Source organism: Iamia sp. (genome assembly GCF_035575815.1).
In the GTDB taxonomy this organism is placed as follows: Bacteria; Actinomycetota; Acidimicrobiia; order Acidimicrobiales; family Iamiaceae; genus Iamia.
The window spans coordinates 1-4672 of the sequence record NZ_DATLXO010000109.1; the positions used below are offsets into that span (position 1 = coordinate 1).

A 4672-nucleotide genomic window follows, 5' to 3' on the forward strand; every position below is an offset into this window, starting at 1 on the left:
CCACATGAGCGTAATGACGATTCGCCGTCTCATACTCCACATGAGAGATGTTGATCGTGATCCCCCGCTGACGCTCCTCCGGAGCCTTGTCGATCATGTCGAACGGCGTGAACGCCGTCGTCGAATCCGCCTCATGCAACGTCTTGGTGATCGCGGCGGTCAACGTCGTCTTGCCGTGATCGATGTGACCCATCGTCCCGATGTTCAGATGCGGCTTGTTCCGCTCGAACTTCTGCTTGGCCATGGGTGCCTCCTCGGCGCGGTCAGGTGCCGGGCGGCGCCCGGCAGCTGATTGGTGAGTGATCGATTGTGGTGGTAGCGACGGTCGGGTTCGAACCGACGACCCCTCGATTATGAGCCGAGTGCTCTTACCAACTGAGCTACGTCGCCGTGGTCAGGGATCCGCCGGACCTCCCCAGCGGGCCGGCCTGGCGGTGGGCGAGCCTCCTGTGGGAATCGAACCCACGACCTTTTCCTTACCATGGAAACGCTCTGCCGACTGAGCTAAGGAGGCGAGGCGCACCCCGCCCGGGCGAGCAGGGAAGCCGAGGGGTCATCCTAGGCGCGCCCGCCCCGCCGGCCTCAAGCCCGATCCCGGCGCGGACAGGAGGGTGCCGGGGGAGGCCTTCGGTCCGCGGCGGGACGGCTCCGGTGTCGGCCCGACCGCAGCGAGGACATGGGTCGGCCGGCTCAAGTCCCCGTTGGGATTGCCGACAGGCCCGGGGTGCGACTCCGCAGGATGGTGATCGAGGCCGGTGGCGCTCTTCCGACCCACCCACGGCCCCTCCCGCCTGGTGGACGTGGAACGCTCGACCGACATCACGCCGTCGGATGCCGACGGCGGCGTCGACCTCTACGCCCGTCACGGCCTCGACCTGGCCACCGCCCGTCGGGCTCTGAAGGTCACCCCGGCCGACCTCTCGACCCAGGCCCACGCGGATGTCGTCGTCCAGCGCCTCGCAGACGTCGACCAGACCACCCTGTGGGCGGCGGCGGCGCGGGTGCGGGTGACCGACGAGGCCCTGCAGGCCGAGTCGGTCGCGGTCGGGACCGCGCCTGAGGACGCGGAGATCATCGACCGCATCGAGCGCCGGCACGGCCAGCTCGAGACCGCCCTGGTGAAGCTGAACCGCACGCGTCGCCTGGCCCGGAGCGTGGCCGTCCTCGGCCTGCTCGGCTGCGTGCCGGCGACGGTGCTCAACCCGATGCTCGCCCTCCCACTGCTGGCCGTCACCGTTCTCTCGCTGGCCGCCGCCTTCGGGTTTCGGGCTCGGGTCGAGCGGGCCGAGCGGTCTGAGCAGGCGGCCCTCGACGCCGCCGGGGCCGAGTCCTACCTGGGCTTCCACGTGCGGCGCATCGACGGCCTGATGTCAGGGGACCAGGCCCGACGGCGGCTGCTGGTCGCCGCGTCCGAGCACCGCACCGCCGCCGGCCACTGGTTCGACGTCGCCGGGGACACCAGCGTCGACTGGGCCCTCGAGCACCACGCCGAGATCTCCGTGGCCGCCCGGCTCCAGGCCGACGTGCGGAACCTGGGCGTCATGTCCTCGAGCGCCCCGGGCAACGGGGACCTCGCCTCGGAGCTGGCCCACGCCCTCATGGGCCGTCTGGCCCGGGCCCGGACCCTGGGCGACCTGGGCGAGACCTTCCCCCTGGTGGTCGACGAGCCGTTCCGGAGCCTCGATCCGGGCCTGAAGGTCCCCCTCCTCGAGCTGCTGGTCCGCTCCGCGGGCTCGCCCCAGGTCATCCTGCTCACCGCGGACGAGGAGGTCGCGTCCTGGGCCCGCCTCGAGGCGCTCACCGGAACCCTCGCCGTGCTCGAGCCGGCACCTGACGCCGAGCCGGCGCACGCCAACGGCGTGGCCTGACCGTCGGTCCTGCCGGGCCCGCCCCACCGTTCTGTCCCGCTCGCACGCCGACCGTGGCGCCCCACCGCGACAGGACGACCCACTGGGTCGGGCACTCGTGGGCCGATCCGTGTGGGCCGCCACCTACGCTCGGACACCGATGGACGTGCGACTCGCCGGGCTCGACGATGCCGAGGGCATACGGGCGATCTACAACCGTGAGGTGCTCGAGGGCACCGCCACCTTCGACCTCCGTCCCCGGTCGATCACCGACCAGCGCCGCTGGCTGACCGACCGTTCGGGCGCCCACGCCGTGGTGGTGGCGATCGAGGACCCCGTCGTGCTGGGCTTCGGATCGCTGTCGCCGTACCGCGACCGTCCCGCCTACCGGACCACGGTGGAGGACTCCGTCTACGTCGACCCTGCGCACCAGGGCCGCGGTGTGGGCCGCGCCGTGCTCGACGGCCTGCTTCAGACCGCAACCCAGCATGGCTTCCACGCCGTCGTGGCGAGGATCTCGGGCCCCAACGAGGCGTCGGTCGCGCTGCACCGGGCCTGCGGGTTCGAGACGGTCGGCATCGAGCGGGAGGTGGGCCGCAAGTTCTCCCGATGGCTCGACGTGGTCGTCATGCAGCGCATCCTCGCCTGAGGAAGCTCGGGCGAAGGCCGCGAGGTCTGGCGCGATCGGGTCGATGATCGACCAGGTCGCGCCAGCGCGCGCCGTCCGAGCGTGACCCGGGCGGTGCCGGGGTACGAACCGCTCACACCGAACCGCCGAGGAGAGGATCAGCGCGATGGGATGGCGAGACGGGTGCGCGCCGCGACCGGCGGTGGACGAGGGCGCCGGGCCGGTGCGCTTCGACTTCGGTGGCGCAGACGTGATGGGCCGACGCCTCGACGGGTTGCGACGCACCGTCGAGGAGGACCTCGCGGCGCGCACGGCGGCCACGATCCACCTCGTCGACTGGGCCGGGGGACACCGTCAGGCCTTCGACGACCACCGCGGGACACAGGAGGGGGTGCTCTCGGGCGCGGAGCTCGAGGCGGAGATCGCCCGGCTGCGCGCCGCTTGGGACGACGCGGCTGCGGCCCAGCACCGGGCCAACCGCGACGCCGCCGATGCGGCTGACGCCCCGAGCGGGGTGCCCGTCCCCCGCTGAGCAGGCCGACGTCCCCTGCCGGCGGGCGAGCGCCGCCCCCTTGCTCCCGGTGCGACCCACCTGTCCCCTGCTGGACGAGGCCGAGGGCCCTCGTTGCCGTCATCCGACCGGGATGGTGGTGCCGGTCGGGGGCGACGGCGTCGGGCCGGGCGTCGGCATCGGCATCGGCACGGCGGGGGCGGGCACCCGCGGTTCGGGGACCGGGGCCGGCACGGGAGCCGGGGTGGTGGTGCCGATGGGCGCGACCGGGGTGGGGTGGAGCTCCTCGACGATGCGGGCGACCTCGGCGCGCGACGGCGGCTCGCCCGCCTCTTGCTGGGCGTCGAGGTAGCACAACAGGCGTGCGGCCGTTCGACCCGTCGCGCACCACCTCGAAGAGCTGGTCGTAGCGCCCCGAGGCGACGGCCGCGTCCAGACTCGGCGGACCGGCGGCGTCGATCTGGGCGTCACCGGCGAGCAGGATCGGGCCGCACCCCGTCGAGGGGCAGAACCGGTCGACCGTGCGGAACGCGGCGGCCACCTCGCCGACCCACAGATCGAGGTAGGAGAGCTCGTCGACCGCGGCGCCGACTGCGGCGAGCTTGGCGCCGTCGATGCGGCGGCCGAAGTCTGACGGGCGGCCGTTCCACGTCTCGACCAGAGCCGCCAGCCCGACGAGCGCGTCGTTGAGGTCCTGGTCGGCGGAGGTGGTGGCGCGGACGTAGGCGTCGAGCTCGTCGGGGTTGGCACGGGCGACACCGGGAGGGGTCACGGCGGAACCTTGCGTCGGGGGCGGAGGGGGCGGGAACGAGGCCGGAGCGAGGGCGGGCGTCTGCCGGCGAACTGGGGCACGAGATGACCGTGGGCGCAGCCGATCCGTGCCCGAGAACGCACAACTCTGCGAACTGGGGCACGACGACGACGTGGGGGCAGACGATCCGTGCCCCAGTACGGGGGGGCGGTCGATGAACGTCGGCACTCGCCGTCCCTTTCACCGGTGCGGTCAACCGCCGGGGACGCTCAGCCCGAATGGGACCGATCGGGCCGGTGATCCAGCGCTCCGGGTGTGGGCGCCTCTCGGGCGCCGCTGCTAGACAGGAGCGGTTGGGGAGGGTCGATACGAGGAGTCGGGATGCGGGCCGTCATCATCTACAACAGCCTGACCGGCACCACCCGCACGGCCGCCCACCGCCTGGCCAGTGAGCTGCGGGCGCTGCGCATCGAGGCCACCCCGGTCGCGATCGGCGACGTCGACGAGGCGGCCGTCGCCGAGGTCGACCTGGTGGTCGTCGGCACGTGGACCGACGGGCTCGTGGTGCTCGGCCAGAAGCCGGCCGGTCGCAAGCGGCTGCGGGCGCTGCCTTCACTGGCGGGGAAGAGGGCCGTCGTCTTCTGCACCTACGCGGTCGACCCGGGCCAGACCCTCGACAAGCTGGTCGCCGAGGTCGAGGACCGCGGCGCCGAGGTCATCGGCGGCTTCGCGGTGGCCCGCCACAACCTCAACGGCGACATCGCCGAGCTCGTCGACCGGCTCACGCCTGCCCTCACCGCCTAATGGGGGTCGACCAGGTCGGTTAGGACTTGGTCCCGAGCCCGCTGGCCGGTGAGCACTTTCGTCGCCTGAGATTCGATCTCTGGGTTCAGAGCGTGCCCCGGCTGGTTGGTGAGGGTTGCCTGTAGCACCGA

At 72.5% G+C, this 4672-nt stretch carries 6 protein-coding genes and 2 tRNA genes; 4 read left to right on the plus strand and 4 right to left on the minus strand.

What is annotated here, in order from left to right; all coding sequences use genetic code 11:
• The 3 genes from VNL12_RS11715 to VNL12_RS11725 form a co-directional block, all read right to left on the minus strand.
• The coding region (locus VNL12_RS11715; protein ID WP_325594738.1) for a GTP-binding protein at positions 1–244 on the minus strand (244 nt) is incomplete at its 3' end.
• 69 nt (positions 245–313) lie between these two features.
• Positions 314–390, minus strand: a tRNA-Met gene (locus VNL12_RS11720).
• A gap of 51 nt (positions 391–441) precedes the next feature.
• Positions 442–514, minus strand: a tRNA-Thr gene (locus VNL12_RS11725).
• Positions 515–755: 241 nt separating this feature from the next.
• On the opposite strand from VNL12_RS11725, the gene VNL12_RS11730 reads away from it, so the two are divergent.
• The 3 genes from VNL12_RS11730 (at position 756) to VNL12_RS11740 (ending at position 3007) form a co-directional block, all read left to right on the plus strand.
• Positions 756–1868, plus strand: a complete 1113-nt coding sequence (locus tag VNL12_RS11730; RefSeq protein ID WP_325594740.1) for a hypothetical protein — start codon at positions 756–758, stop codon at positions 1866–1868.
• 139 nt (positions 1869–2007) lie between these two features.
• Positions 2008–2496, plus strand: coding sequence for a GNAT family N-acetyltransferase (locus tag VNL12_RS11735; protein ID WP_325594742.1), 489 nt, complete (start codon positions 2008–2010; stop codon positions 2494–2496).
• Positions 2497–2641: 145 nt separating this feature from the next.
• Entirely contained in the window at positions 2642–3007 is a 366-nt protein-coding gene (locus VNL12_RS11740; RefSeq protein WP_325594744.1) for a hypothetical protein, read from the plus strand.
• A gap of 99 nt (positions 3008–3106) precedes the next feature.
• Here VNL12_RS11740 and VNL12_RS11745 read toward each other — a convergent pair whose 3' ends face one another.
• The gene (locus VNL12_RS11745) at positions 3107–3343 is read right to left on the minus strand and encodes a hypothetical protein (protein WP_325594746.1); all 237 of its coding nucleotides are present in this window, start codon (positions 3341–3343) and stop codon (positions 3107–3109) included.
• Between the two features lie 775 nt (positions 3344–4118).
• On the opposite strand from VNL12_RS11745, the gene VNL12_RS11750 reads away from it, so the two are divergent.
• A complete protein-coding gene (locus tag VNL12_RS11750; protein ID WP_325594748.1) occupies positions 4119–4541 on the plus strand; it encodes a flavodoxin family protein in 423 nt (140 codons plus the stop codon).
• Positions 4542–4672 lie beyond the last annotated feature (131 nt).